Origin of the sequence: Runella salmonicolor (assembly GCF_024158025.1) — a bacterium.
Classification (GTDB): domain Bacteria; phylum Bacteroidota; class Bacteroidia; order Cytophagales; family Spirosomataceae; genus Runella; species Runella salmonicolor.
The window spans coordinates 57,307-83,096 of sequence record NZ_JAMZEL010000017.1 but is presented as its reverse complement, the minus strand read 5'-3'; the positions used below and the strand labels follow the sequence as shown (position 1 = coordinate 83,096).

Annotated in this window: 23 protein-coding genes; 7 read left to right on the top strand and 16 right to left on the bottom strand. The window is 45.7% G+C overall.

All coding sequences use genetic code 11. The features are described from left to right. Positions 1-50 precede the first annotated feature (50 nt). The gene (locus NCI00_RS26545) at positions 51-1,145 is read right to left on the bottom strand and encodes an AI-2E family transporter (RefSeq protein WP_253532683.1); all 1,095 of its coding nucleotides are present in this window, start codon (positions 1,143-1,145) and stop codon (positions 51-53) included. 81 nt (positions 1,146-1,226) lie between these two features. Here NCI00_RS26545 and NCI00_RS26540 point away from each other — a divergent pair, with 81 nt between their 5' ends. Further along, positions 1,227-2,078, top strand: a complete 852-nt coding sequence (locus tag NCI00_RS26540; protein WP_253532681.1) for a YjiK family protein — start codon at positions 1,227-1,229, stop codon at positions 2,076-2,078. Positions 2,079-2,094: 16 nt separating this feature from the next. Here NCI00_RS26540 and NCI00_RS26535 read toward each other — a convergent pair whose 3' ends face one another. The 5 genes from NCI00_RS26535 to alaS all read right to left on the bottom strand — a co-directional run bounded on the left by NCI00_RS26535 (position 2,095) and on the right by alaS (position 10,147). After that, positions 2,095-3,477: a PQQ-dependent sugar dehydrogenase gene (locus tag NCI00_RS26535; RefSeq protein ID WP_253532679.1), complete on the bottom strand. Its 1,383-nt coding sequence runs from the start codon at positions 3,475-3,477 to the stop codon at positions 2,095-2,097. Between the two features lie 168 nt (positions 3,478-3,645). After that, positions 3,646-5,166 carry a flotillin family protein gene (locus tag NCI00_RS26530; protein WP_253532677.1) on the bottom strand — a complete coding sequence of 507 codons (1,521 nt, stop codon included), beginning with the start codon at positions 5,164-5,166 and terminating at the stop codon, positions 3,646-3,648. A 34-nt stretch (positions 5,167-5,200) separates the two neighbouring features. Continuing rightward, positions 5,201-5,770: an NfeD family protein gene (locus NCI00_RS26525; RefSeq protein WP_253532675.1), complete on the bottom strand. Its 570-nt coding sequence runs from the start codon at positions 5,768-5,770 to the stop codon at positions 5,201-5,203. A gap of 153 nt (positions 5,771-5,923) precedes the next feature. Next, positions 5,924-7,267 (bottom strand): ATP-binding protein, encoded by a 1,344-nt coding sequence (locus tag NCI00_RS26520; RefSeq protein ID WP_253532673.1) that lies wholly within the window; start codon positions 7,265-7,267, stop codon positions 5,924-5,926. 228 nt (positions 7,268-7,495) lie between these two features. Continuing rightward, positions 7,496-10,147, bottom strand: coding sequence for an alanine--tRNA ligase (gene alaS, locus NCI00_RS26515; RefSeq protein WP_253532757.1), 2,652 nt, complete (start codon positions 10,145-10,147; stop codon positions 7,496-7,498). A 176-nt stretch (positions 10,148-10,323) separates the two neighbouring features. Between alaS and NCI00_RS26510 the strand changes: the two genes are divergently transcribed. Further along, positions 10,324-10,887, top strand: a complete 564-nt coding sequence (locus NCI00_RS26510; protein ID WP_253532670.1) for a Uma2 family endonuclease — start codon at positions 10,324-10,326, stop codon at positions 10,885-10,887. Between the two features lie 12 nt (positions 10,888-10,899). Here NCI00_RS26510 and NCI00_RS26505 read toward each other — a convergent pair whose 3' ends face one another. From NCI00_RS26505 to NCI00_RS26485, 5 genes are all read right to left on the bottom strand, one after another. Then, positions 10,900-11,328: a hypothetical protein gene (locus NCI00_RS26505; protein WP_253532668.1), complete on the bottom strand. Its 429-nt coding sequence runs from the start codon at positions 11,326-11,328 to the stop codon at positions 10,900-10,902. 58 nt (positions 11,329-11,386) lie between these two features. Further along, positions 11,387-11,914 carry a hypothetical protein gene (locus NCI00_RS26500; RefSeq protein ID WP_253532667.1) on the bottom strand — a complete coding sequence of 176 codons (528 nt, stop codon included), beginning with the start codon at positions 11,912-11,914 and terminating at the stop codon, positions 11,387-11,389. Positions 11,915-11,982: 68 nt separating this feature from the next. Next, on the bottom strand, positions 11,983-12,408 hold the full coding sequence (locus tag NCI00_RS26495; RefSeq protein ID WP_253532665.1) for a hypothetical protein: 426 nt from the start codon (positions 12,406-12,408) through the stop codon (positions 11,983-11,985). After that, entirely contained in the window at positions 12,398-13,675 is a 1,278-nt protein-coding gene (locus tag NCI00_RS26490; RefSeq protein ID WP_253532664.1) for a DUF6973 domain-containing protein, read from the bottom strand. The genes NCI00_RS26495 and NCI00_RS26490 overlap by 11 nt, the downstream gene beginning before the upstream one ends. A 294-nt stretch (positions 13,676-13,969) precedes the next feature. Beyond that, positions 13,970-14,551 (bottom strand): Crp/Fnr family transcriptional regulator, encoded by a 582-nt coding sequence (locus NCI00_RS26485; RefSeq protein ID WP_253532663.1) that lies wholly within the window; start codon positions 14,549-14,551, stop codon positions 13,970-13,972. 195 nt (positions 14,552-14,746) lie between these two features. On the opposite strand from NCI00_RS26485, the gene NCI00_RS26480 reads away from it, so the two are divergent. Both NCI00_RS26480 and NCI00_RS26475 read left to right on the top strand, forming a co-directional pair. After that, positions 14,747-15,067: a hypothetical protein gene (locus NCI00_RS26480; protein WP_114461862.1), complete on the top strand. Its 321-nt coding sequence runs from the start codon at positions 14,747-14,749 to the stop codon at positions 15,065-15,067. A gap of 14 nt (positions 15,068-15,081) precedes the next feature. Continuing rightward, positions 15,082-15,501 carry a DUF3592 domain-containing protein gene (locus NCI00_RS26475; RefSeq protein ID WP_253532662.1) on the top strand — a complete coding sequence of 140 codons (420 nt, stop codon included), beginning with the start codon at positions 15,082-15,084 and terminating at the stop codon, positions 15,499-15,501. A 9-nt stretch (positions 15,502-15,510) separates the two neighbouring features. Here the strand turns inward: NCI00_RS26475 and NCI00_RS26470 are convergent, their stop codons facing one another. From NCI00_RS26470 to NCI00_RS26460, 3 genes are all read right to left on the bottom strand, one after another. After that, on the bottom strand, positions 15,511-16,677 hold the full coding sequence (locus tag NCI00_RS26470) for an AIR synthase related protein (protein ID WP_253532661.1): 1,167 nt from the start codon (positions 16,675-16,677) through the stop codon (positions 15,511-15,513). Positions 16,678-16,779: 102 nt separating this feature from the next. After that, positions 16,780-18,126, bottom strand: coding sequence for a Gfo/Idh/MocA family protein (locus NCI00_RS26465; RefSeq protein WP_253532660.1), 1,347 nt, complete (start codon positions 18,124-18,126; stop codon positions 16,780-16,782). 140 nt (positions 18,127-18,266) lie between these two features. Continuing rightward, entirely contained in the window at positions 18,267-19,916 is a 1,650-nt protein-coding gene (locus NCI00_RS26460; protein ID WP_253532658.1) for a serine hydrolase domain-containing protein, read from the bottom strand. Between the two features lie 56 nt (positions 19,917-19,972). Between NCI00_RS26460 and NCI00_RS26455 the strand changes: the two genes are divergently transcribed. Beyond that, positions 19,973-20,587, top strand: a complete 615-nt coding sequence (locus tag NCI00_RS26455) for a methyltransferase family protein (RefSeq protein WP_253532656.1) — start codon at positions 19,973-19,975, stop codon at positions 20,585-20,587. 42 nt (positions 20,588-20,629) lie between these two features. Here NCI00_RS26455 and NCI00_RS26450 read toward each other — a convergent pair whose 3' ends face one another. Next, on the bottom strand, positions 20,630-22,000 hold the full coding sequence (locus NCI00_RS26450) for a S8 family peptidase (protein ID WP_253532654.1): 1,371 nt from the start codon (positions 21,998-22,000) through the stop codon (positions 20,630-20,632). Between the two features lie 140 nt (positions 22,001-22,140). Between NCI00_RS26450 and NCI00_RS26445 the strand changes: the two genes are divergently transcribed. Then, entirely contained in the window at positions 22,141-22,851 is a 711-nt protein-coding gene (locus NCI00_RS26445) for an SDR family oxidoreductase (protein ID WP_253532653.1), read from the top strand. 133 nt (positions 22,852-22,984) lie between these two features. Then, positions 22,985-23,620: a porin family protein gene (locus NCI00_RS26440; protein ID WP_253532651.1), complete on the top strand. Its 636-nt coding sequence runs from the start codon at positions 22,985-22,987 to the stop codon at positions 23,618-23,620. A 90-nt stretch (positions 23,621-23,710) separates the two neighbouring features. Here NCI00_RS26440 and NCI00_RS26435 read toward each other — a convergent pair whose 3' ends face one another. Next, the gene (locus tag NCI00_RS26435) at positions 23,711-25,561 is read right to left on the bottom strand and encodes a vWA domain-containing protein (RefSeq protein WP_253532648.1); all 1,851 of its coding nucleotides are present in this window, start codon (positions 25,559-25,561) and stop codon (positions 23,711-23,713) included. Between the last annotated feature and the right edge of the window lie 229 nt (positions 25,562-25,790).

The following is a 25,790-nucleotide window of genomic DNA, read 5'->3' as shown; positions in this document are numbered from 1 at the left end:
AATTTTGAATGATAATAAATACCTACATCGTACCTCTGACTTCTCCCCACTTATTCCTCAAGCATCGAAGGCGGAATCGGGAGTTTGATGGGCTTTCCGTCTTCTGCTTCTCCGAGCAAATACCCGAACGGTTTGAGGGCATCGACCGAATCAAATATTACTTTCAAAATGGCCGTCATCGGTAGGGCCAATATCAAGCCAGATACGCCCCATAATTGCCCCCCCAAAATCAATACAATCATGGCCGCTAAGGGGTTGACGCTCACCTTAGAGCCCACAATGTAAGGCGTTATAAAATTGCCTTCCAAAATCTGGATTACCCCAAAAACGCCTAAAACGCCCAACGCATACATGGGCGAATCGAGTGCCACCAACGCCATCAGCGCAGGAAGCAACGAGCCAATCATTAACCCAATGTAAGGAATCAGTAATAAGCAAGAGGCAAAGAAACCGAAGAAGATTGCGTGTGGTACGCCCAGCAGCAACAACCCAGCCGAGTTCATGACACCCACAATCAAAATCACCGAAACCAAGCCAACTAGGTAGCCTTGTACGACCTCATAAATTCGACGAATGGCCTGGTCGACGCGGCGTTTGTGGCGACCGTTGAAAGCCTTGTAGAAAAATCGTCGAAAAAAATCACGGTACAAAAGGAAAAAGAAGACAAACAAGGGCACCAACGCCGCCGAGGCAAGCGTGCCAGTGGTGGTAGCCACCGCACCCGTGAGGATAGAGGCACTGTTTTTGAGGGCTTCGGTGAGGTACTTACGGCCTTCGGTGAGTTGTTTACGGCGGCTCATCCCAAAGTTGTCGGACAAGAAATCTTGTCCTTGGTCAATCCAGAAATTGGCTTTTTTCTCCAAACGAGGTAATTCTTCCCCAAAACTGATGATTTGAACGGAAGCAACGTATATTAAGCCAACCAAAACCGCAAAAAACAAGATTAAACTAATGGAAATCGCCGCAATACGCGGAATACGCCAGCGTTCCAATAAGGCACAAATAGGGTACAACAACACCGCAAAAAGGACCGAGAACGTAAGGGGAACCAAAGTTTCGCGGAGTACGTAAAGAATGTAAACGATGATAACGCCCGAGAGCAACCACCCAGCGAGGCGAACGGAAAACGGAAACGACTTTTGCATGTTTAAGAAAGAGTGAAAGCCAAATGGCACGAAAATTTAGGAATAAACCAGACGAAACAACCAAAAAATCGCAATTTTATTATGCATAAACTGATTTGGTGGGCTTTTACGCTGCGAGTGGCTTTGTGTGACTGTCATAATGAAAAAAAAAATGTTGGATTTGTCAATGGAAAAAGCGTCTACGAAATGGTCAAAATCGGCCAGCTCCCTCCCGAACTTCGGGAAACGTCAGGCTTGGCATTGGGCCGAGAAGCTCGGACCTTTTGGACGCACAACGACGGTGATAATCCTGCCGAACTCTACGAAGTGAACGACGAAGGGAAGGTAAAAACGGTGTTGAAATTGCCTCAATTTAAGAATATCGACTGGGAAGATTTGGCCCAAGATACCAAAGGGAATCTCTACATCGCCGATTTGGGCAATAATGCCAACCAGCGCAAAGACCTTGTCATCCACAAAATTAACCCCAATGAGTTGAATAAGTATGAGGCCATCCGCGTGGCGTATGCCGACCAAAAAGCATTTCCACCGCCTTCGGCTGAGCAAAATTTTGATTGCGAGGCTACCGTTTGGCACCAAAATAAATTGTATTTGTTCTCCAAAAACCGCAGTACAACTAACCGCAACGTAAGAATGTACGCCGTGCCCGATAGCGCTGGCACGTACACGGTTGCACCCATCGACAGCGTGTACAGCAAGGCCATGGTGACGGCGGCTGATGTAAGTCCCGACGGAAAAACGCTGGTGCTACTAACCTACGGAAAACTCTTGTTTTTTGACGTTAGCCAGGGCATGAATTTCCGGAAGCCGTTGTACTGCTTAAAGTTTGCTCAAGGACAAACCGAGGCCATTGTCTTTATTAACAACGAAGATTTTATTCTGACCAATGAGCAGAAAGGGGAGATGTTTTTGGGGAGTAAAAAAAGGCTTTGAAACGCATCCCGCAGCTTTAAGGGGCGGTTGGACAAGTGCCTATTTTTGCGCTAAAAACACTGCCCTGCGCGGCCGTAAATCCAGGTTTTAATTCAACGGAATTGCCAGCGGTGTAGGTGACATTGATGGCATTTGCAATTGCATTGGTTGCGTTGATTGAGTTGCTTGCATTGAATGTATTATTGCTCGTTATCGGGTCGAAAGAGGTCAATGTAATAGAAGAAGGGCAGTTTTGGGCTTTTATTTTATAAATGTTTCCATTCGAAAACGAAGCCGTGTATAGCTCTCCTTGCCAATCTTCCCCAAAAGTAACGGGGCTTGAAAGGGAGATAGATTGCGCCGCATTTTGGTAGCCGCCGTTGGGGTTGCGGCGTAAAGCCCAAAAGTTTCCTGAAATATAATCGGCGTAGATATAGTGGCCGTACATGGCGGGAAACTGTTGGCCGCGATACACAAAACCGCCAATCACTGACCGCCCGGCGCCGCCATTGTTGGTGAAGCCCGCGTATTCGTGGAGGGGAAAAGTCATACTGATTGAATCTTCGCATACGGGTTGAAGATACCGATGGTTGCCTTCATAACACCGCCATCCGAAGTTAGCCCCACTGGGGGCGTCCTTGGCTAAAAAATCGATTTCCTCCCAGCCGTCCTGCCCATTGTCGCCAATCCATAAATCTCCGGTTGAGCGGTCGAAGCTCATCCGCCAAGGGTTGCGGAGTCCACGCGCCCAGATTTCGTCTCGAATGCCGTCGTTGGGCATTTGGTAGGGGTTAGACGCTGGAATGGCGTAGGTGTTATTGTTAGCGTTGACGTCAATGCGCAGTACTTTGCCGAAAAGTTTGGACAGATTTTGGGCATTGTTGAACGGGTCTCCGACCGTGCCTCTTCCGCCATCGGCATCATCTCCAGTGGAAATGTATAAATAACCATCTGCGCCAAAACAGATTGCTCCGCCACGGTGACCTATATTCAGTACGTGTGGGATGGTAAGTAAACGCGTTTCGGTGGTATCGGCTAGATTAGCGTTGCCGACACTTTTTCGAAATTGTGAGAGTTGCACAACGTTATCGGGTTTTCGAATGTAGAGTACATAAAAACGGCCGTTCTCGGCGTAGTTTGGATGAAAGGCAAAACTATTAATGCCCGCCCATTGTGTGTCCTCAACTTTGGAACTAATGTCTAAGAAAGGCGTCGATAGAATACTGTTGTTTTGAATGATTTTTATTTTCCCACCGATTTCAGAAACAAAAAGCCGGCTATCACCAGCCGATTGAATATTGGTCGGACGGGTTAATCCTGTTTGGTATATTTCAAGTGAAAGGGTAGGGGGCTGAGCGTATATTTTTGTGAGAAAAAAAAAAGAGATAAAGTAAAATGTGTACTTGTTTGGGGTGTTCATATTGAACATTCTGCTTTTATGGTCGACCTATTATTTGCCTGATATATAAAATTTTATAGCGTATTCAGGTTAAACAAGCGATAAAGATGCTAAAAAAAACACCCCCCTCAAAAATATTAAAGGCGGGTGTATAAAAAAATGAATTAAAGGTATATAGAAAATGTCCTTTTATTGCTCAGGTAGGTGTGGGGGTAGTTTTTGACTTTCATCTTTACCTTTCAAGTAGTCTGGTAAATTAAGGCCAGCCATATTAAAAAGGTCATTCAGAGGTGGCACTGACTTCATCATTCCAGAGATAAAATTAGCCGTGGTAGAGCCGTCGGCGCTTCCGCCGGCGTTGTCCCAAACCGTTACTTTGTCAATTTTTATGTTTTTTACAGCTTCTACCTGAATCTTAACCAGCTCGGGTAATTTTTCGATCAACAGCAATTGGAACGCTTTTGAAGGATCGCCGCCAGCGGCTTTAACTACTTCTTTGTAGCCTTCTGCTTGTTTGGTCAGGATTTCATAAAGACCTTTTGCTTCGGCTTCCATTTTGGCGTAGATGGCATCGGCTTCCCCTTTGGCGCGTTCGCGGATACGCTCGGCTTCGGCCTGTGCTTCGATGATGGCGCGCTGTTTGGCTACTTCGGCTGGTACAATTGTATTAGCCAATTGTGACGAACGCTCGCGGTCAGCCCGGGCGGCTTCGGCTTTTTGCTCAGCCACGTATGATTCTTCCAATGCCTTGGCCTGTTGCACTTTTTCGGCGGCTCCGGCACGACGGTTGGCTTCTGCTTCGCGTTCGCGGCGCAAGGCTTCGGAGTTGGCAATGGTGATTTTAGCTTCGTTTTCTCCCTGAACGGCTATGGAGTTGGCTTCCGAGATTTTGATACGGGTGTCCTTTTCCGCTTCGGCTTTTCCGATTGCCTCGTCGCGCAGTGTAGCGGCAATCACCACCTCTTTGTCTTTTCTGGTTTGAGCAATCTGAATGTCGCGTTCGCGCTGGGCTTCGGCAATGCGCGTATCGCGGTCACGATCGGCAATGGCCTTTCCGATTTCCCCAACTTTTTCCTGCTCGGCTACGCTGATCTTGGCTTCGTTGATGGCTTTAGCTGCCGCTTCCTTTCCGAGGGCCTCAATGTAGCCTGATTCATCGCGCAGGTCAGTTACGTTGACGTTAATGAGTTTAAGACCGATTTTTTTCAATTCAGCTTCTACATTGTGGGTAATGTTGGTCAAAAACTTGTCGCGGTCGGAGTTGATCTCTTCGATGGTCATGGTAGCAATCACCAGACGCAATTGGCCGAACAAAATATCTTTGGCCAATTCCTGAATTTCCTGCATCGACAAACCCAACAGGCGCTCGGCGGCGTTGTTCATGCTATCAGATTCGGTTGAGATTGCGACCGTAAAACGACACGGTACATCAATCCGAATGTTCTGACGGCTCAGGGCGTTGGTCAGGTTGGCTTCGATGGAAATGGGCTTTAAATCTAGAAAAGAATAATCCTGAATCACGGGCCAGACAAACGCCCCGCCGCCGTGAATACAGCGCGCCGACGAGGTAGAGCCGTCTTTGTCGGTGCCCGTGCGGCCATAAATGACCAGAATTTTGTCGGAAGGACAGCGTTTATAACGCGTCAATAAAGCCGTAATGGTTGCAAAAATAACCACCGCAATCACGGCAATCGTAATCAATGGAGTCATGTGTTGTTTTGTGTTAAAAGTATAAAGAATTGATTTAAAGGGTTTCGGTTACGACCAATACACCATTGGGCAATATATCAACGACTTTTACGGAAGCCCCCGTCGGCAATACGCCTCCAGTGGTTACTGCATCAAGTTCGCGGAGGGTATGTTGAATGCTTATGTGTACTTTTCCGTGACCTTTTTGTTTGGCAGGAATGGTTAAGTACACCCGAGCTTCTTTTCCGAGTGCATTTTCGATACGCATGGTATTGTTTTGGTTCAACTTTCGTATCTGTTTAATAATAACAAAAAACAATCCGACTAGCCCCAGTCCCACGGCCATTGATACCATGACCAAAACGATTTTATTGGCAATGATTTCGTAAAAACCGACGCCTGTCCATCCCAATCCGAGCAGAAAATGAATAAGGTTGCGAAACGTAAACAGTTGAAACGGCCCGCTTGCGTGTGATAAATCTCCGTCAAAATCGGCGTCCAAACCATCAGAGGCATCTCCGCCCATGAAAGTGAGCACGGTCTGAATCAAAAATACCAGCGAGGCTGGGAGCGTAATGTACCAAAGCCCCTTCAGAAAAGGGTCGGCATTTTCTAAAAAATCCATGTGCAGTCTGCAAAAGCAGTGGTTAAAAGTTTAGGTTATGTCGTAAAAAAATGACGCTACAAAGATAACGCCCTGCTTATGACGCAGGAAGTGATTTTAGGGTACGGCCTTGGATTTAGAGGATGATGCCTTGTAGGAATTGGATGAGTGGTATCAGACAACAAACCACTTCAAATAATTTTCTAACCAAGCAGCTAAGAAGTAGGGAAGATTGAGGAGGCGATAGGGTTTGCCTTTACGGGTTTTAACGCGGTCGATGGAGATGTTTCCTGCATAAAAGCGCACTGCCAGATCGTGGGGGCAACGATCCATAAATTCGTGTAATGAACGTAGCGCACCACTTGCTCCGGACTTGATTTCTACGGGAATGAGCAGATTGCGGTAAGGGTAAACCAAGTCCACCTCCGAAGATGTTCCACCCTCTTCGCGTACCCAAAAGTGAAGCCCTGAATCGGGTAAGTAACGCAATGACTTGAGTTCTTGCACCACTACTTGTTGAATAAGTTTGCCGCGAGAGCTATCATTTAAGTCATTGATAACGAGTAGTTCGCGGTGTAGCCCCAACTGAAAATTAACCAATCCAACATCTAAATATTGGAGACGAGGGCTTTTTTTGAAATCGGGTAAAGCAGGCAATGAAACATTAGTGGTAGGGTAGATTAGTGCTAAGATTTTAGCTTTCTCTAAGGCATTAATTGCTTCTTTTACCTCTCGTGTTTTGAAAGATGAATTGCCAAAGTGGTTGAAAATAATGCGGTTGTCTATCTCAAACGGCGCGGTATCCATGACATGACGCAAGATTGTACGCTGCGTGAAGTTGGTGGCGTATTTTTCAATATCGGCTTTGTAAGCCTCAGTGATAGAGGCATACAAACTGATGATTCGGCTTAGGTTTTTGTCTTGAAGATAACTGTAAGTGATATTGGGCATACCACCAATCATCACGTATACGTGAAAAATTGGGTAAACTACGGCAAGTAATTGATTGTCAAGCGGAACATGGTTGAGCGCATTTAGTAGTGCCTGATTTCCTATCCCACTGAGGTATTCTTGAAAGTTGAGTGGATGTAATTCCGCAAATTCCACCCTACCTACGGGCATACGGGCGATTTGTTCCATCGCAAATTCCAACAACGAACCTGTTACGATAATGTAGAGATGGGGATAATCTTCGTAGAAAAATCGCAATGCCTCCAATACTTTGGGAGCTTCTTGCACTTCATCAATGAAAATCAGCGTTTTTTTGTCTTTGTTGTCGATTTCTCCCTTTGCTAAAAATAGCAATTGTATCGTTGTAGCAAGGTTTTCAACGGTATTGAAAAGTTGGCGGTCAGCGGCCCGCTCTAAATTAAAATAGAGGTATTGGTCAAATGATTTTCCGAACTGTGTCACCAAGGTAGTTTTTCCTACTTGCCTGGCCCCGCGCAAAATCAATGGCTTGCGAGAGAGTGAATTTTTCCACTCGTACAAGAAAGTTTCTAATTGCCTTTTTATCAAGATTTTGTTCGATTTAATAGGCAAATTTAAGATTTTTTTGTTTGATTTAATAGGTAAATTTTGGCATTTTTTGTTTGATTTTATAGGCAAAATGCTTTTTGTTCGTGGCTGGGGAGGGATATTATGGCAATTGAGAGTTTTGTTTTTACCGCAAAAAAAACAAACCCCCACCCTCATTCATCTGAATAAGTGCAGGGGTGTTAGTATATTTAGAAATAAAGTGAGTCGTTACACGATTCCTTGTGCCTTTGCTAAAGCAGCATCCAGCCCGCTCGCGTCGGAGCCGCCAGCGGTGGCAAAGAAAGGCTGTCCGCCGCCGCCGCCTTTGACTTCTTTGGCGAGGTCTTTGACGATGTTGCCTGCGTGTTTGCCCTGTGCTACCAAATCTTCCGAAAGCATCACCGCTAATTGAGGCTTGCCGTTGAGTACAGTTCCCAATACAATGAAACAGGTATCGAGCGACTCTTTCAGTTGGTACGTCAGCGATTTGAGCGCGTCTGCGTTGGCTACGTCTACCCGCGCAATGATGACAGAAATTTCCCCTTTCGTTTCTACCTGAGCCAATAAACCTTGTTTGGTTTGTTGCAACTTTTCGTTTTCAAGGGCTTCAATGCGTTTGAGCAACGTGGCCTTCTCCGAAAGCAGGTTTTCTACGGCTTTCACCACGTCTTTTTGGCCTTTGAACAACTCTTCCAATTGGCTGATAACCTCTGCCTGACGGCTGATGATTTCCAGTGCTTTCTCGCCCGTTACGGCTTCCACGCGGCGTACACCTGCCGATACGGAGCCTTCGGAGGTGAACTTGAAAAGCGCAATCTCGCCCGTTGAAGGCACGTGCGTACCCCCGCAAAGCTCGACCGAAAACTGCGGGTCAAACTCCACGACGCGGACAAAATCGCCGTATTTTTCACCAAATGTGGCCGTTGCCCCTTTCTTGATGGCCTCATCAATCGGCACATTGACGTAGGTTTTTTGGGCAATGTTGGCGCGAATTTTGGCGTTTACGATGTCTTCTACCTGCTTCAATTCCTCGTCGGTTACTTTGGCAAAGTGCGAGAAGTCAAAACGCGTTACTTCATCGTTTTGATACGAACCTTTTTGCACAATGTGCGTACCCAACACTTTCCGCAAACCTGCCAGCATCAAGTGCGTAGCCGTGTGATTACGCATGATGTTCTGACGGCGGTGGGCATCTACAGAAGCGAGGAGCGGGGAGTGAGTATTCAGAATTTCATCCAGGTTTTTGTCGCGGGAAACATGAACGAATAAATCATTCTCTTTTTTTGTATCAACAATATTGATCACTTTTAACTCATCACCCGTCATCCTTAATTCCCCCGAATCGCCCACTTGTCCCCCCATTTCGGCATAAAACGGCGTACGGTCGAGCACGATGTGGTATTCTTCTCCCGCTTTGGTTTTTACTTTGCGGTATTTTACAATTTGGGCGTTGGCTTCAAGGGTATCGTAGCCCACAAACTCAAAATCGCCACCTTCGCTTACTTCTACCCAGTCGGTAGCTTCTTTGGCGGCGTCCTGACGGCTGCGGTTTTTTTGTTCGGCCAATGCTTTTTCGTAGCCAGCCTCGTCGATTTTGTAGCCTTTTTCTTTGGCTAACAAAGCCGTTAAATCTACCGGAAAACCAAACGTATCGGATAATTCAAAAACCGTTTCCCCGTTGATGATTCCCCCCGCTGGTGTTTGCGCGCTGATGAGTTCAAAGCGTTTGATACCTGCTTCCAACGTACGCAAAAAGCTCTTTTCTTCTTCATTTACCACGCGGGTTACGAAGTCTTCCTGTGCTTTGAGTTCGGGGAAAACATCTTTAAACTGCTCGGCCAGTACTGGTACCAACTGACTCATAAACGGCTCGGTGAAGCCTAGATACGAGTACCCATAGCGAATAGCGCGGCGCAAAATGCGACGAATAACATAGCCCGCTTTGGCGTTGGAAGGCAACTGCCCGTCGGCAATGGCGAAGCTCACGGCGCGCAGGTGGTCAGCAATGACGCGCATGGCGATGTCGGTATAATCAGTGGTGTTGAGCGTACCGTTCACGCCGTATTTTTTACCGCACATTTTCTCAATGACCTGAATGGTATTTTGAAAAATGTCGGTGTCGTAGTTTGATTTTTTGCCCTGAATGGCCATGCAAAGGCGCTCAAAGCCCATGCCCGTATCGACGTGCTTGGAAGGTAACGAAATCAATGAGCCGTCGGCTTTGCGCTCAAACTGCATGAACACGTTGTTCCAAATTTCCACCACTTGTGGGTGGTCGGCGTTGACGAGCTCTTTGCCCGACTTGGCATCTACGTCGGCTTGGTCGCGGAGGTCGATGTGGATTTCTGAGCAGGGGCCGCAGGGGCCAGTATCGCCCATTTCCCAGAAATTATCTTTTTTGTTGCCCAAAATGATGCGGTCTTCGCCCACCATTTCTTTCCAAATATCCCAGGCTTCTTGGTCAAAAGGAACGCCGTCTTTTTCATCACCCTTAAAAACCGACACGTAAATGCGCTCTTTGGGGAGTTTATAGACTTCGGTGAGCAGTTCCCACGACCATGCAAGGGCTTCTTTTTTGAAATAATCGCCAAATGACCAGTTGCCCAACATCTCAAACATCGTATGGTGGTAGGTGTCAAAACCTACGTCTTCGAGGTCGTTGTGCTTGCCACTCACGCGCAGACATTTCTGGGTGTCGGCGATACGCTTACTTGGGGGCGTGCCGTTGCCCAAAAAGAAATCTTTAAACTGCGCCATGCCCGAGTTGTTGAACATGAGCGTGGGGTCATTTTTGGCCACAAGCGGTGCCGAGGGCACAATGAGGTGGCCTTTACTTTTAAAAAAGTCTAAAAACGCTTGACGGATTTCGTGGGAAGTCATTCTTACTGACATTTGAAATTTAATGTTTGACATTTGACCAAAAACACTGAAATCGCGTGAAATTCAGCGTTAAATGTTTAGTGTCTTTTTTGGAGGGGCAAAATTACGGAAAAATGCCGTAGCTTTCTGATTATGATTTGATTTTGATTAACTTGCATAGAAGACCCGATGAAGCTATGGCTACCATTGTCAGTACCGAACGTTGGACGTATGAACGAATGCGCAGAGAGCTACCGCCCGAATCGCGGTACGAATTGCGTCATTTTAATCTGATTGATATGTCACCTGCCCCTAAGCCTCAACACCAACGGATTTCTAAACGATTGTTTAGACTTTTGGATTATTTTGTGATTTCAAATCGACTTGGAGAAGTGCTTTTTGCGCCTATTGATGTTCATTTTGCCCAAGGGGAGGTATGCCAGCCTGATTTAGTGTTTATTGCCCAAGATCAGGCGCAGATAGTGGGTGAAAGCGCCATAGAAGGTGTGCCCGCGTTGATTGTGGAAGTGGTTTCAAAAGGCTCCGTAGCGCGTGATTACATTGAAAAAAAAGAAGATTATGAGCGTTTTGGTGTGCAGGAATACTGGATTGTAGACCCTCGCAATGAAGTGGTTTTGGTATATGTACTCGAAAACGGAAAATACCAGCTGTTTTCTTCGGCTGAAGAACAGGACATTGTTCGTTCGAGTGTGTTAGCAGGATTTGAAACCAACTTGAAAGAAATTTTTGCGGAGGGGTGAGGGAATTATTTTTTATTGTTTTACAAAAATATATTCTACGTTTTTTAGTACTTCCTCAGTTGTGTAATTATACTCTTTATCAATAGAAAATTTTATGGTTTTTTTATCCATAAATTGATAAGAATATACCTGTACTTTTCCTATGGCTTCCAAAGGTAACGATTTTTCGTTTTTTACATCAATATTGCATTTTTCTGGCCCAAAATTATACTCAAAATTGTATTTTGAACTATCTATTGTTAGAACCCCATTTCTCTTAGAATCTGTAAAAGTCATTACGACTGCTGGATTATTAATAACTATTAGTTTGTCGTTAGGATTCACATATTGAATGCGGTTCAATTGCCAAGTTCCTTCCAATTTTTTACCAACTGTGACATAATCGGGTTTGCAAGAGATTCCTGTAACAAGCAGTACAAGCAAATAAAAATATGTTTTCATGCTTTTAAAAATTTGAGTGAAGTAACCGAATCACCAGTTACTTCACTTTGATTAATTCTTAATTTTCAAGAGTAAATTGTATGCTTCCATCCCCAATACTACTTGGTGATGACTTAGTGTAGTGTATTAGTTCACCAGCGAGCTTTTTATCCTGAGCTTTATAAGTGAGTTTAAAACTTGCAGTTTGAGATGAGCTTCCCTCTATACCTGCTCCGCTTGCTTTTGTACCTTGAGTAACTCCAACCGTAAACTCTTGAGTTGTACCATCATCATCTATTTCATAGGATTGAATCTGAGGAATGGAAAGAGTGTTTTTATAAAGGCTATCGAATGGCGGTGCTACGCTGATGGGGAGCTGACTTGCTTTGAATTCTGTCGTATCACCACAAATAGTTTTGCCAAACCCCAAGCTCCCATCCATGTATCCTTTTACGTTTATATCCACAATACTATCTTCCCGCTTAATTTTGTAAAAGAAATACTGGGTTTTAGTCATATCGCTGAAAACATACGTCTCAATTATATCTTTCCGCTCGCATCCTGCTAGTATCAACAAAATGCCGATAAAAACTCTTTTAATTATCATTGCCTGTGAGGTACTTAATGCCCCACGAATTACCTAATAAGTAACCTGTGGGGCATTTATTAAACGTTTTAAAACCCGTAACCATGCTCGCGAAACACGACCTCTATTTTGCCTTTCTTTGCTGTACCGGGAATGAATTGTAAACAATACATAGCCCCAGCTTGAGTACCTTCACACCCACCCTTAGCAATGATCGAATCAGCAAAAATTTTAAAATACCTTCTTTTCAGACTAGTATCGATTTCACTAAGATTTTTGCCCTTGATGAATGACGAAAATTCGTTTTTGTCAAAGCAATTTCCCTCACTATATCCTAAGCTTCCGTCTATGGATCCTTTAATTTTGTAATCCACTATACTTTGCTCTCTTTGTATGGTATAGAATAAAAATCGAGGCTTAGAAAAATCTGTGATGATGTGCTTCTCTATGATGTCTTTTCGCTCACATCCCATCAGTACCAACAAAATTCCAATAAAAATTCTTTTAATTATCATTGCAAAAACTGGTTGCGGAACTGGTTTGAATTAAACTGTCTTCTTTTCTACCACTTGTGCCTATCGAAAGGCGCTTTCCTTGCTTATTGTATATTGCCTCCAAAACTTTCTGACGTAATGCTGAACCACTACATCCGCAGGTTTCGGCTACTTTTCGTCCAAGGTCATTGTTCCATAAGTCCATTTTCGCATCTAAGCTGTTCATATCTTGGCTTTCGTGATTGTCCCCTATAATTTTTGCCTCTGATGAACCAAATGATAAGGTTTTTAATGCATTCCAGTAGGCATGTTTGAACGCATTTTGGTTAGTTCCATCTATATCCAGATACGTTTGGCCGTCTTTTTCACACATATACTTGGCTTTGGAAAAATTCACCGCTGAGGTTTGGTTCCACCATGCGGCTGGCGCTTTTGTGGGATTTGCTTTTACCCAAGCGGTTTCTTTATCATTTAAACGCCCAAGCCACTGTAAAAACTGGGTTATCTTATCTTCCGGGACCGTCCAGCCTTCAGTGGGCTGCTCTTCATTAGTAGTTGTACTATTGTCCGAAGTGCCTCCACCATTGTCATACGGAGAGTAATCAGTGTCGTGTTTGCTTTGGCAGTCTCCGGAGCTTACACTAAAGCTATAAGATTCGGAATACATATAAATAGGGTCTCCGCAGCCATAGCCTGTCATGCAAGTCACTGAATAATGCGTAATGGTAACGTTGTAGGTGGTGGTTTGGCAGGTTGTCCGTAGGTTGGATTTAGCACCGTTTGCCTTTGGCAGTAACGTTTTGATTAGCTTCCCGTCTTCGTACACAAATCCCCTCTTAAAGTTTCCGTCATTGTCCTCAAACCAGTGCATACCTGTATAGTCACGGTCTTCTGATTTATTCTTTTTTCGTTTTTGATAGGCCGGGTCAGCTTTGCTATACATACGTTCAATTACTTCTTTCTCATCGTCGTCTTTATAAAGAACCAACTGCACAGGAGTTACTAATTCTGCAAGAGTCAGCTTGCTTTTGTCAGATATAGAGTCCATTGTAGTCAAAGTGGCTGACTCGGACATTTCAAAAACAGGCACGACCAATGCTTTTCGGCCACCCTTAAATTTAAGTTTTTTTGCTCTCTCCCAATCTGGGGCTTCCTCCCGATTTTTCTTTCGGGCATTGACGGAGGTTTTGTCAATCCGCCGTGAGTTTTCATACAAAACCTTTGCCCTATCGATGGAGATTTCATCGGAAGCTACGCTTTCAGTAACTGGCTCGGGAGGATTAATCAATGATTCTCGATTACACGAAATCCCTGTAAGCAAGGTAATCAACAATAAGTGTGAAAGATAGCGAAGTGGATTTTTTTCATCATTTTTAAATTTTAGGTTTATTATTTAATCTATAGACTAAAAGAAAATTAGAGTGTTTGCTTAGAGGTTTTTTAGGAAAATAATACTATTGATTTGACAACTTCGATAACTGCTGAGTACGCGGAAGTACTCCACGGGGCTTTTTCGTGTGTAAAGGTCAGAAGGAAAAATGAGAGCAGAATTGACCTAAATCAAAAAATAAATTGACATAAGTTATTTAGATGTATCTTCTTGAAATTTTTTCCGAATTCGGCTAAGGGTAGCAGGGGCAAGATTGAGAAATTGGGCAACGTGCTTCACCTGAAGACGGCAAGCCAATCGGGGGTAAAGCTCCAAGAAACCTTGATAGCGTTTCAGAGCATCTTGCTCCCGTAACAGTTGAAGGCGTTTATCATAAACAACAAGATGGTACTCTGACAGCAATCGAAAATGAAAATTGAGTTCAGGGTATTGATTCAATAGTCGCAGCAAATCTTGATAACTAACGGCGATTAGTTGACTGACTTCCAACAATTGGATGTATTCGTTGGCGGGGGTTTGTGTGAGAAAACTTTGCACCGAACATACCCATCCATCTTCTTGGTCAAACCAGTTGCTCACTTCACGGCCATTATCCGTATCGTAAAATGCACGGACAAGCCCTGCTTCGATGTAATACAATTTATCACTGATTTGATTTGGAACCAATAAGTACCTGCCGCTTTTGTAGATTAAAGATTGTGATACGGCTCGTATGGCAACTTGACACTTCTCGGAGAGTGGGGCAATTTTTAAAAGGGCGGTAGCGAGAGGCATGGCTGTTAGAGGTTAAGTTTCAAAGTCACAAAGAAGCATGTTTTTTGTGAGGATATATAGCGTAAAAATACTCATTTTAATGACGGCCCTGTACACTGAATTTTGGCGAAATTTTATTGTTTTCAAGCCTTTTGCTTAAAGATTTTGCGATTAAACAAATCGTTATATATTTGCTTAAAACTTATCCTAAGTGCTATGAAAATAATTCTTACTTCTATTCTTGTGTTGGGATTTTCGGTAGCGTGGGCGCAAAAACTGGAGCTGAGAATTCCTTCACCTTCAAAGCCGTTGAAAATCAAAAAGATTTATCCGCCGCTTTATCCTCCCGTTTCGTATCGTTTTTCGCAAGATTCGAGCATGGCTTATGCCAACATCGACAACATGCCAATTCTAGTGGCGCAATCTCCCGAAAACATGCCGAACGCCGATATCAAAATGCTACAAGACAGCGGAAGTGTGTATCGGATGCCTAATCCTTTAGGTAGAGGGGAGAGAAAATTTCCTAAGAAGCCTTAGCCTGACATACTTACATGAAAAAATCATCTTCTTTGATTGGAGGAGGAGTGTTTGCGTTGATTGGGCTGGTAATGACCGCTGTGAGCTGGAACTTCTACAAAAGTGATAAAGCTTTTATGAACAAATCTCTCTCGGCAATGGGGAACGTGGTTCGGTGGGATTATGTGAGGTCAACGCGCGGCGAAACTACGTTTTATCCCGTTATTGCTTTTGAGACAGCAGAAGGCCAAAAAATAGAGTTTCGTAACGGCGTCGGAACTACCCGCCGCAACGGCAGCTACCAAGAAGGGGAGCGTGTGAAGATTCGCTACGAAACACAAAACCCCGCCAATGCTAAAATCGCGGGGTTTTGGGAACTATGGGGATTGACCGTCATCTTAGGCGGATTTGGGCTGGTTTTTATCGGAGCAGGATTGAAAATTGCTCTTAGTTAAAGCAAACAACTATTCATACACAAACTCGCCAAATTCACTCTTTACAGTTACTTTTTTGCCTTCATGGGCTTCTACATGGCCAATGATTTGGGCTTCAATCCCGAACGATTGAGCAATCTCAATCACGCGTTGCGCGTAGGCTTCCGAAAGGTATACTTCTAAGCGGTGGCCCATGTTGAAGACTTTGTACATTTCCTGCCAACTCGTTCCGCTTTCGGCCTGAATCAGTTTGAAAAGCGGCGGAATTGGGAATAGGTTATCTTTGATAACGTGCAGATTGTCAATAAAATGCAGGACTTTGGTTTGAGCGCCACCGCTGCAATGCACCATGCCGTGAATCTGCGGGCGGAGTTGGTCCAGCAGTGTTTTGGCAAAAGGAGCGTAGGTACGGGTAGGAGAAAGAATCAGTTGACCTACGTTGACGGGCGCGCCTGCAACGGCATCGGTCAGGCGTTTGGAGCCGCTGTAAACCAATGCACTGTGTACTTCCGGGTCAAAACTTTCGGGATATTTGGGGGCAAGATAACTGTCTAACACGTCGTGGCGGGCGGAGGTAAGTCCGTTGCTGCCCATGCCGCCGTTGTAGGTGGTTTCGTAAGAAGCCTGCCCAAAAGAAGCCAAGCCCACAATCACGTCTCCTGCCTGTATGTTGTCGTTGGAAATTACATCTGCGCGTTTCATGCGGGCAATCACGGTGCTATTGACCGTAATCGTTCGTACCAAATCGCCTACGTCGGCGGTTTCGCCACCAGTGCTGTAAATCTCTACGCCGTGGCTGCGGAGCATCTCCAGAACTTCTTCGGTCCCGTTGATGATTTCGGCAATCACATCGCCAGGAATTTTATTTTTGTTGCGGTCAATACTCGAAGAAATCAGCATCGGGCCAGTAGCTCCTACGCAAATGAGGTCGTCGGTATTCATCACGATAGAATCTTGCGCAATGCCGCGCCACACCGACAAATCGCCCGTTTCTTTCCAGTACAAATACGCTAATGAGGTTTTGGTACCGGCACCGTCGGCGTGCATGATGGTACAATAATCAGGGTCGCCAGCGAGGGTGTCGGGCACAATTTTGCAGAATGCTTTCGGAAAAAGCCCTTTGTCGAGGTTGGCAATGGCGCGGTGTACATCTTCTTTGGAAGCCGATACGCCGCGTTGGAGGTAACGTTCAGTCATGGAGTTAAACACAATATGAGGCGCAAAGTTATCAAATTTGCACCTCATATTCTAACGTCGGCGAGGTTCAAAACCTCGCCGACGTTCCCTCGCCCACGTTGATTAGCTTATTTTCGGGAGTTGCCAGCCGTTATTGTAATGGGCTTTAATGAGGGCATTGGCTTCCGCGTCGTTTTTGAAAGAGCCCGCTGCTGCATCCCAATATACTTTACGGCCTGTTTTGTAGGCAATATTGCCCATGTGGGCGTTGATAGCCGCAATACTACCCGTTTCGATGCCGCATTTCAGGATTTTAGGATTGTTGTCTTTAATGGCTTGCACGAAGTTTTTGGTGTGGTCATTGAGGTATTCACCATTGCGGGCCTGATCAGGAATATCTTCGATTTTGTAGATTTTAATGCCGTTTTTGGTTTGGGTTTCGGGATGCAACGACCAGCCGCCCCGATGAAGTACGAGTGTGCCGTTATTTCCGATGAATGCAATCCCTTCGGTAAGGCCATAGTTGCCGCCGTCGATACCCGTGGCGTGTTCCCACAGCATGTTAAAACCTTCATATTCATACACCGTTTGCAGGGTGTCGGGGGTTTCGGAGGCATCGTCGGGATACGCCAGTTTTCCGCCCGAAGCCATTACGGATTTAGGGGCTTTGGCGTTCATGGCGTAGAGGGCAATGTCGATTTCATGCACGCCCCAGTCGGTCATTAAACCGCCTGCGTAGTCCCAAAACCAACGGAAATTGAAGTGAAAACGATTGGGATTAAACGGGCGTTTTTTGGCGGGGCCGAGCCACATATCGTAGTCTACGCCCGCAGGGACGGGGCCGTCGGGTTTTATGGAAACGGGTTCCATCCACCCCTGATACGCCCATACTTTCACCAACCGAATGTTGCCCAATTTGCCCGAGCGCACGTATTCGATGGCTTTTTCGTAGTGCGAGCCGCTGCGTTGCCACTGCCCGATTTGGACAATTTTGTTGGCTCTTTTGGCCGCCGCTAACATAATGTTACATTCTTCGATGGAATTGGCCAATGGTTTTTCGCAATAAACGTGCTTGCCCGCCGCCAGTGAATCGGTCATGGCCAAGCAATGCCAATGGTCGGGTGTGCCGATAATGACCGCGTCAATGTCTTTATTTTCGAGCATTTTGCGGTAATCCTTGTACAATTGGGGACGTTTGCCCTGTGCTTTTTCTACGTCGGCGGCGCGTTGATCCAATACACTTTGGTCTACGTCGCAGAGGGCTACGCATTCCACGTCGCTGAGTTGAAGGTGCGAGCGCAAATCAGACCAGCCCATTCCCTTGCAGCCTATAACACCAAGTTGCACTTTTTCATTGGCCGACACGCGCTTGCGTTGGCTGGCCAAAATCTCTAATGGAGCAAATGAAAAAAGGCCCGTACCCGCCAATGCGGAGGCCGAACGGATGAAATCTCTGCGCGAGGTTTGCATAGGTTTAGTGCGTTTTTTTCTATGCAAAAGGAGGGAAGAAGGTTTATCTAATGTTGTTCTATTCACGCAGAGTCGCCAAGGAGCAAAGTCGCAGTGTAAGAGCACATTGATTCTCTGCACCTTTGGGTCTCTGCGTGATTCTATTTCTTCATCTCCCCGATATGGTACTCCTGAATCAAAGGTGGATTTTCGGGCGTGAGGGTAAACGAGACCCACAGATTGGCTTTTTGGCCTTCCAGAATATACCGTCCGCGTAGTTGATTTTCGGGGACAATTTCTTTCACACTCACGATTTTACCCGCCTTCTCAAACAACGTTGCGGCTTCTTTTTTCAAGGCCTCCAATGAATAATCGGCAAAGAAATTTTCGGCAAATAGCCCGCTTGCTTCGGCATTTTTCCAGTCGGGGAGGAGTTGGGTCAATTCTTTTTGGCGCTTTTTGAGGATGTCAGAAGCGGGCAATTGTCGGGGTTCTAACTTGGCACTCACGATGAGCGTGTCCAAAACCCTCAGGTTGATTGGGACGGTTGAAGCATACGTAAGGTTGGCAAAAGCAATAACCCCAATGCCGTACTGAGGTAAAATGCGCCAGTTGCTGCCAAAGCCCGGCAGGCCGCCGCTGTGGCCAACGTACTCGCGGTCTTCACAGTCGCGCATCCAATTCAGGCCGTAGCAATAAGCCGATACCGTTGCGCAGGGGCGTCCGCTTGGGTATTTGTAGTTGGGGGCAAAACCGCTAATATTCCAAGGTTGGTGCATTTCGCGGATAGAACTACGTTTGAGTGGGCCATTGTCAGTATCGTCTTTGGGGGGCCAAGCGGCCAAGTGGAAAGCTGTATATTTGCTAAAATCTTCGATGGAGGTAATCAGTCCGCCCATCGCGCCGTAAGCACCATCGTGAAGAAGCGGTTCTTCTACCCACTGCCCGTCGCGCCAACGGTAGCCGTGGGCGAGTTTGTCGGCGGGGACTTCGGTGTACTCCCACTTGGTGTGGGTCATTCCGAGTGGTTTTAAGATGTTTTCGTTGATAAACTGTTGATAGGTTTTGCCCGATACTTTTTGAATGATGTACCCCAAGAGGGTGATACCCAGATTGCTGTACTCATACGCCACACCGGGCGCATTAGAAAAAGCCACCTGACTTTGCATTAGTTTCAACAACTCTTCATTGGTATCGGCCAGCTGCCGGTCGCCCCAAGGATTGTCTTCTGGAAAACCCGCCGCGTGGGTTAGCAAATGCCGAATGGTGATGGCGGGCGCGTCGGCGGTGAGCAGTTTGGTATTTTTCATTTCAGGAATGTACTTGTCGGCCCGGTCGTCGAGGTTGAGTTTGCCAGCGTCGCGCAGTTGCAAAATAGCCATCGTTGTAAAACTCTTACTCATGGACGCAATTCGGAAGAGGGATTGCGTCGTGGCCGTCGTTTTTTTGCTCAGGTCGGTATAACCCAAACTACCCGTATGAATGAGTTTGCCATCGACCACCACGCCGTACGTAAATCCTGGAAAATGGTTTTTTTCGGCGTATTCTTTGTAAATTTTGTCAATGGTAGGCAGCACCGCCTCAATCTTTTTCATCCGTTCGGGGTCGGTAAATACGGGTGGTTTGTAAGATTGGGCGCGGAGGAGGGAGGTACTGAAAAACAGAAGCGTAAAAAGTCGTAAAAAAGAAGGTTTCATAGTCGGTGATGGAAGTGTTTGGTGATGGGCTATTTTAAAACTTGATAAACAAACAAAAGTAACCAGAATGGAAGTAAAAGCCGCTTTTCCTTCGGAAATGATTCTTTTAACCATGCCGAAAATCGCCTAATTTACGTGTATCTTTATGTTCGTTAAACAGAAAAAACAAAATGGGGTCGTACGTACTTTTGGTTACTTTTTGGCTTGCTTACGGTGTACTTCACAGCGTATTGGCCAATAACGTTGTCAAACGTTTTTTTGAACAAAAAATGGGGGCGGGTTATCGTTTCTATCGGCTGATATACAATGGGTTGGCGTTTGTACTTTTGGCGGCAATTCTGTTCTATCAATTTACGCTTCCTGCTCAGTCTTTATGGGCGTTTGATTGGCGGATAGATTTACTCGGTAATTTTCTAAAATACGGTGGTTTGCTGATTGTAATGATTGCCATTTCGGGGTATAATTTCAAAGAATTTTCGGGTTTGACATTTTCTCCAAGCGATTCAAAACCAGGTTCGGGGACGCTCAAAACCAATGGGATGTTGCACTACGTGCGGCATCCCATTTATACAGGTACGATTCTGTTTATCTGGGGACTGTTTTTGTCGGATTCTTTGGTGCGCACACTGCTGATGGCGGCCTGCGTAACGGTTTATACACTGATTGGAATTTATTTTGAAGAGCAGAAACTGGTGGCCGAATTTGGAGAGGCGTATCGGGTTTACCGTCGTACAGTACCAATGTTGTTTCCAAAGGTTTTTCATAAAAAAGCGGCCCCGGAATGACACGGGGCCGCTTTTTATATGAAATGAAACGTTGGTCTAAAATCAGAAAGTGCTGACATTCAAACGACCGCCAGTCACACACTTTCCTGCAAGGGATGGAGTAGGTGTTGCCGAGTTCAAAATGGCAGTTTTGATTTGTGCCGCAGTAGCTCCGGGGTTCAAGGAGGCATACAAAGCAGCCGCACCCGCTACGTGTGGGGTAGCCATGGATGTTCCGCTGTAGCTGGCATAGCCTGATGTTACACTTCTTTTTGAGCCCACTGGAACGGTAGAAGTAATGGCGGAGCCTGGCGCACCGATGTCTACTTTGGTGGCGCCATAGCTAGAGAAACTTGACAGCCCGCCCGCCGAGGTAATAGAAGCTACCGCAATGATATTAGCGTTGGGGTAATTTGACGGATAGTTGGCAACGGCATCATTGTTGCTGGAGCTATTACCTGCGGCGCAGATGAAGAGCACCCCAGCGGTGTTTGCGCGCTCAATGGCATCCTGCAATGCCTGAGAGAAGCCTCCTCCGCCCCACGAGTTGTTGGTAGCAACGATGTTTAGGCCTTTGACTTTAAGGCCCGTAAAATAATCAACGGCTTTGATGGCGTTGGCAGTAGTGCCTCCACGGCTACCTAAAAACTTAGCACCCAGAAGTTTTACATTCCATACTACCCCTGCCACGCCTTTGCCGTTGCCGCCTACACCGCCGATGGTTCCAGCTACGTGTGTGCCGTGGTCATCGCCTGCGCCGTCAAATACGGAGCTGTTGTTGCCGTCAAAATCCCATCCGTATACATCATCTCTTAGGCCGTTGCCATCGTCATCAATACCATTTCCTGCAATTTCATACGGATTGACGCCCGCATTGGCGGTCAAATCCTCGTGGGTGTACATGTAACCTTCGTCAATGATGCCGATGTAAACGGCAGATGAACCCGTCTTGTTTGCAGCCCATGCGGTGGCGGCTTGGCTTCCGTATTGGTTGGCACTTGACATTCCCCAAAGCGAACCATTAGTGAAATAGGGGTCGTTTGAGGTGGCGTCGTGGGTGTAAATGTAATTGGGCTCGGCATATTCAATTTCACCGAACTCTTTGGTCTTGGAAAGTGCTTCAAACGCAGCCATCGGAAGCTCAACAAGGGTAATTCCCTCGTTGTCGCCCGCTCTTTCCATCATTTTTGTTAAGATTTTCTCTTTTAATTTTGCCCCAAGTTTTTCTAAAATTTCAGCTTTTTTTGAAGAACTAACCCCATTTTTGAACTTAATGAGCAGTTCATTGGGTACTGTATTGGCAGCGGCTTCCCTTGCAGAGCTGTGCGGATTGCCAGAGGTGGTGCTTTCGGTTAAAATGTCGTTTTGCTGACATGCGACAAAAGCAATCGAAAAGGCGGCCGCGAGTGATAAGTTAGAATACACTTTTTTCATGGTACTCGTTTTTTGGTTTAAAAGTTTAGGTTAATGATAATGGCATTTATACCGGCGGTTAAGGTAAATAAAAAAATGATAATTGATATTGAGTGACCCTCAAAAAATTTTTAACTCCAAATTTATTTTCTTGAAAGAATATGTCTGCTAAAACTAAAGTTGCCCTCATTACAGGAGGGACCAAAGGCATCGGTTACGGAATCGCCGAAATGCTCATCAAAGACGGTATGCGTGTGGCCATTACGGGGCGCAGCGAGGATACATTACAGGAGGCTATTCAACAATTGAATCAGCTTAAAGAAGGCCATGCGTTGGGTATTGTGGCCGATGTACGTGATTTTGAGTCGCAGCAAAGTGCTGTAAAGCAGGTAGTTGAGCAATGGGGCGCGCTGGATGTTTTGGTGGCCAATGCGGGCGTTGGGCATTTTGCGCCCATTGAGTCTTTGACGATAGAACAGTGGCAAGAAACCATTGACATCAATCTTACGGGCGTATTTTACAGCGTTAAAGCCGCTTTGCCTGCCCTAAAAAACGCTAAAGGTTACCTTATTACCATTGCGAGTCTGGCAGGTACAAACTTCTTTGCCAACGGCGCTGCCTACAATGCCAGCAAATTTGGGCTGGTTGGTTTTACACAAGCTGTAATGCTTGACGTAAGAAACGACGGCATTAAAGTGACAACCATAATGCCGGGTTCGGTGGCTACAAATTTCAATAATCATGAGCCTTCTGAAAAGGATGCCTGGAAAATCCAGCCCGAAGACATCGGTCAGATGGTGGTTGATTTGTTAAAAATGAATCCGCGCACGTTACCGAGTAAAATTGAGGTGCGGCCCACGATGCCTAAGTAGTTTTTGGGTGCCTGATTATTTATTAAGCCCGTATTTGAGGAAAAAATTCCCCAAATACGGGCGTTTTAGCGCTTATTGGAGTAAGTACGACTTTTGTGATAGAAACATCAATCACCATCATTATTTTACCACTATGAAAAAAGTAATTTTTGTTTTATCCATGTTCGCGACTTGCTTTAGTAGCGAAGTTATTGCGCAAAAAAATGTTTCTTTCGGTCCGCTGGTCGGCGTTAATTTTTCGAAGTTAACGGGCAACCAACCATATTCTGATTGGAAAACAGGCTCTACGGCTGGTATTTTTATCAATTACAGCGGCGAAAGCAGATTTGGTGTTAATGGACAAGTGCTGTACTCAAGAATGGGAGGCGAGTCTCCCAACGGCGCTTCTAAAGGCCACTTAGATTATCTCCAAATTCCTATCATGGGAACCTATTATCTCAATGGTCGGGGGAATAAATTTCGTCCTAAAGTAATGTTGGGGCCCTACATCGGTTTTCTGTTGAAAGCCGTCAATGAAAATGACGTGTCTATTAATCCTGAAGGCGCAACTCGCCCCTTCAAAGGGGTAGATGGGGGCGCTGCCATGGGTGCAGGATTTAACTACGCGATTGGCCGCATGGTGTGGCTCAATGCTGATGTAAGATATAACCTCGGCCTGACGCAAGTGATGAACACCGTCAGTGATGTTCATAATCGGTCGTGGGGTATCAACGTGGGTTTAAGTTTTCCTTTGGGCGAATATAGCCCAAGCACAGGAACCCTGCGTTAGAGATACAACTGAATTGAATGGTCCATCCACAAATGGGTTAGTTTTCCACAATCTATGTGGAAAACTAACCCATTTGTGGATTTTTTGGCTTTAATCTTCTTTTTTGGCTACAATGTCCTTTTTGTCCAACGATTGGGTCAACTTAACCAAACGCACAAACTCTGCGCGATACCCTTCTGGGTCTTTGGCTAACGCATTTTGTGCGGTTTGAATCACCTGCTCGTAGGTAGCGCTACCCTTAAATTCAGATTTTCGCAGCAACAGTCCCCATTCGGCCACGGCCGCTGCAAAACGGAAATTGTCAGAAGTACGCATAAAAGGCGTGTGTGTATCACGTACTGGAACTTCAAACAAACGGCTGGTTTCGCTGTCGGGTTGTTTGTAGCGTAGTTTTATCGTCAAAATTTCATCCGAAGCAGAGGTAGTCTCGATTGGTTTTTGGTATTTTAAGTCATCGACTTTGGCCAAATAGGCGCTTTCTACGCCCGCAGGGATGATTTCGTAAAGGGCCGTTACGGTATGCCCGCTGCCCATTTCACCCGCATCTTTTTTGTCATCGTGAAATTCCTCGTTTTTGAGCATTCGGTTTTCGTAACCAATCAGTCGGTAGCCTTTGACAAATTTGGGGTTAAACTCCAACTGTAGTTTTACATCTTTAGCGACGGTAAAAAGTGTTCCGCCAAATTCGTGCACAAACACTTTTTGGGCTTCCTGCAAGTTGTCGATGTAGGCGTAGTTGCCGTTGCCTTTGTCGGCCAGTGTTTCCATTTTATTGTCTTTGTAATTTCCCATTCCAAAGCCCAAAACACTCAAATATACGCCACTTTTGCGCTTTTCTTCCACCATTTGCTGCAATTCTCCTTCGCTCGAAACACCCACGTTAAAATCACCGTCGCTCGCCAAAATCACGCGGTTGTTGCCACCTTTGATAAAATTATCTTGCGCAATTTTGTAGGCCAGTTTGATGCCTTCGCCGCCTGCCGTGGAGCCACCTGCGCTGAGTTTGTCGAGGGCATCTTTGATGGTGGCCGTTTGATTGCCTGCCGTGGAGGGTAAGACTACTCCTGCCGCACCCGCATATACCACGATGGCCACGCGGTCGTTGGGGCGAAGCTGGTCAACGAGTAGTTTGAAGGCTTCTTTGACCAATGGCAATTTGTTGACCCAGTTCATAGACCCCGACACGTCTACTAAAAACACCAAATTGGATGCGGGCAGATGGTCGGTCGGAATGGTTTTGGCTTGTAATCCAATGTGTACCAATTTCAATCCTTTGTTCCAGGGAGAGTCCGAAATCTCGGTGTGAATGGCTACGGGATGTTCGCCTTTGGGCTGGGGATAATCGTAGTCAAAATAGTTAATCAGTTCTTCGATACGGACAACGTCCCGTTGGGGAAATTGCCCAAAATTGAGCATTCGGCGCACATTGCTGTAAGCCGCCCGGTCTACATCAATAGAAAAAGTAGTCAAGGGGTTTTTCTTGGCATCGTGAAAAACGTTCTCGTTCAATGTCTTGTATTCCTCCGTGTTGAATTGGCCGTCGTGCATCAGGCTGGGCATTGCCGCGGGCTGTACCGCAAATGTTTGCATTTTAGCATTAGGTGCGGCTCTTCCAGTCACGACTGCTACTTCCTGTAGTGGTTGATTATCTATTTTCAAAGCCACATTTATCACCAAATCGGCCCCGATTTTTCGTTCGACACCTTGGTAGCCAATGAATAAGAATAGGAGTTTATCCCCCGTTTTGGCACGGATAGCATACCTGCCTTGGGTGTCGGTGATGGTGCCCGTTTTGGTGTTTTTGATAAAAACAGTCACTCCCGCAAGTGGTACTTTGGTGCCCGCTTCCGAAACGATTCCCGTCACCGTGACAGGTGTAGACTGGGCGCAGGCGTAAAGCGCCAATACGCTAAAAATCAGGCAAAAGAATTTTGTTTTCATGGTTGTAATTTTTAGTTTCAACCATTAGATGCAGGGATATTAAAGATTCCATAAAAGTTTTTAAAATTTTTTTATGGAAAAAACGTAAGTCCTGCATCAAAAAGCAAAATCATGTTTCAGTGGAAGGCAGGCTCCATTTTTTCACTCCTGACTTTTACATTTTTCTCGGCGCCGTCCATACGGTTTATTATTTTTCTGATTACCCTTTTTCAGTTTATCATTTTTCTGG